Here is a 2,612-nt window from a genome sequence, read left to right as displayed (position 1 = left end):
GGATTGGGCGGGTATCAGCGGGGTCGGCGCTTCTGGTGGCACGAATTATCCGCTGGTGGTGTCGGTGGATGACACCGGTGAAGGCTTCGCGATGACCACGGAGACGCACGCGTCGATCGACCCCGGTCAGGTGTGTGCCCTGATGGTCGAGGTTCTGGCCGGGCTTGCCGGCGAGGAGTCTTTGTCGGCGGTGGATGTGCTGCCGGCTTCTGAGCGTCGTCGGGTGGTGGAGGAGTTCAATGCCACCGGTCTGCGGGTGGAGTCGGGGACGGTTCATGGGTTGTTCGAGACTCAGGTGCGTGTGACGCCGGACGCGGTTGCGGTGGACGATGGTGGTCGGTTGTTGACCTATGCGCAGTTGGATGCCGCGGCCGATGTGGTGGCGGCGCGGCTGCGGGCGGTCGGGGTGGTGCGGGGTTCGCGGGTGGCCGTGTGTGCTGAACGCAGTGCCGAGCTTGTGGCCGGTCTGCTGGGTGTGCTCAAGGCCGGTGGAGCCTACCTGCCACTTGACCCGGCTTATCCCGCTGCACGTCTCGAATTCATGCTCACCGACGCGGCCCCTGCTGCCGTGCTGACGTTCGGTGCCGGTATTGCCACCTCGGTTCCCGTCCTTGACCTGGCCGGGGTGTTCGCGGCCACTGCGGTCTCAGAGGCGAGTCTTGATGTCTCGGGCAATGATGCCGCTTACGTGATCTACACGTCTGGTTCGGCCGGTCGGCCCAAGGGTGTGGTGGTCGAGCACGGGGGCGTTGTCAACCTGCTCGCCTGGGGCGCGGAGGTGTTCGACAAGGCGACGCTGGCGAGAACGTTGTTCGCCACCTCGGTGAGCTTCGACCCGTCGGTCCTGCAGATGTTCCTCCCGCTGAGCATCGGTGGGACCGTGGTCGTCGTCCGTGACGCCCTGGCCCTGCAGGAATCGCCGGTGGAGGTTTCGCTGATTGATACGGCGCCCTCGGCGTTGCGGGCGGTGACAGGCTCGCTGCCGGCGACGACACGCCGGGTGAACGTGGGTGGTGAACCCCTGGGGGCGGATCTGATCGAGCGGGTCTTCGCGGATTCGGACGTCGAAGAGATCCGTAACCTGTGGGGTCTGACCGAGACCACGGTCAACTCCACGAGCGCTGTCATCCGCCGGGACTTCGCCGGTGAGGTGACGATCGGCCGGCCGATCGCGAACACGAAGATCTACATTCTGGACCGGGCCGGGCGTCCGGTGCCGGTGGGTGTGATCGGTGAGATCTATGTGGGTGGTGCCGGTGTCGCCCGCGGTTATCTTGATCGGGCGGGTCTTACCGCCGGTCGTTATGTGGCCGATCCGCTCGCGGCTGATGGTTCGCGGATGTATCGCAGTGGCGACCTGGCTCGTTGGACCGCCGATGGCGACCTCGAGTTCGCGGGTCGTAATGACTTCCAGGTAAAGATTCGGGGCTTCCGGGTCGAGCTGGGGGAGATCGAGCAGTGGCTGGGCCGGCATCCGCTGGTGGTGCAGGCGGTGGTCGTGGCCAAGTACGACCGTCTGGTGGCCTACTACGTGCCTGCCGGTGAGGTCGACGTCGCCGACCTGCGTGAGCACCTTGCCGCAGTGTTGCCGGGGTACATGGTTCCGGCGGCGTTCGTGGCTTTGGACATGCTGCCGTTGACCGCGAACGGCAAGGTCGACCGCAAGGCGCTGCCCGCACCGGACGGCGATGCCTTCGCCCGGGCCGGCTATCAGGAGCCGGAGGGGGAGATCGAGCAGGCGATCGCTGCGGTGTGGGCGGAGCTGCTGGGGGTGGAGCGGGTCGGTCGGTTCGATGATTTCTTCGTGCTGGGTGGGCATTCGCTGCTGGCGGTGTCGCTGGTGGAGCGTCTACGTGAACGTGAGATCGCGACGGACGTGCGTACTGTCTTCGCTCATCCGACCGTGGCGGCTCTGGCCGAGGCCACCGTCACCACGCTGGCAGATGCCGTCGACGTCCCGGTCAATCTGATCAGCGAGGGTACGGCGGTGATCACGCCGGAGTTGCTGCCGCTGGTTGAGCTGTCTCAGGAGCAGATCGATCGGGTCGTTGCGCAGATCCCGGGTGGGGTCAGGAATGTGCAGGACATTTATGCCCTGGCGCCGTTGCAGGAGGGGATGCTCTTCCATCATCTGATGGCCCCGGACAACGATGCCTACGTGCTGTCGCAGTTGCTTACTGTGGACAGCCGGGAGTGGCTGGACGCCTTCCTCGACGCACTGGGAACGGTAGTCGGTCGGCATGAGGTGCTGCGGACCTCGTTCCATTGGGAAGGGCTGCCTCGACCGGTGCAGGTGGTGCACCGGCATGCTGGCCTGGTGGTGGAAGAGGTCGAGGCCGGGAAACTCGCCGACGCGGCGAAGCGGATCGATCTGACCAGGGCGCCGGTGCTGCGGGTGTTCACTGCGCCTGGCCTCGCCGGATGGCAGGTGCTCGTCGTGATGCACCACATCGTGGGCGACAACACTTCGCTGCAGGCCATTGTCGGTGAGGTCGGTGCGGTCTTGGCGGGGCAGGGGGATCTGCTGCCGGTGCCGGTGCCGTATCGGAATGTGGTGGCGCAGGCGGTCCTCGGTGTCTCCGGGGCGGAGCATGAGGAGTTCTTCACCGGGA

At 66.1% G+C, this 2,612-nt stretch carries 1 protein-coding gene; it reads left to right on the top strand.

Features of this window, described 5'->3' with window-relative positions; genetic code table 11:
• On the top strand, window positions 1-2,612 hold a 2,612-nt coding region (locus E1294_RS51590), incomplete at both ends, for a non-ribosomal peptide synthetase (RefSeq protein WP_132520589.1).

Origin of the sequence: Nonomuraea diastatica (assembly GCF_004349015.1) — a bacterium.
Taxonomy (GTDB): domain Bacteria; phylum Actinomycetota; class Actinomycetes; order Streptosporangiales; family Streptosporangiaceae; genus Nonomuraea; species Nonomuraea diastatica.
The sequence above is the reverse complement of the archived record's forward strand: the minus strand, read 5'-3'. Positions and strand labels throughout refer to the sequence as shown.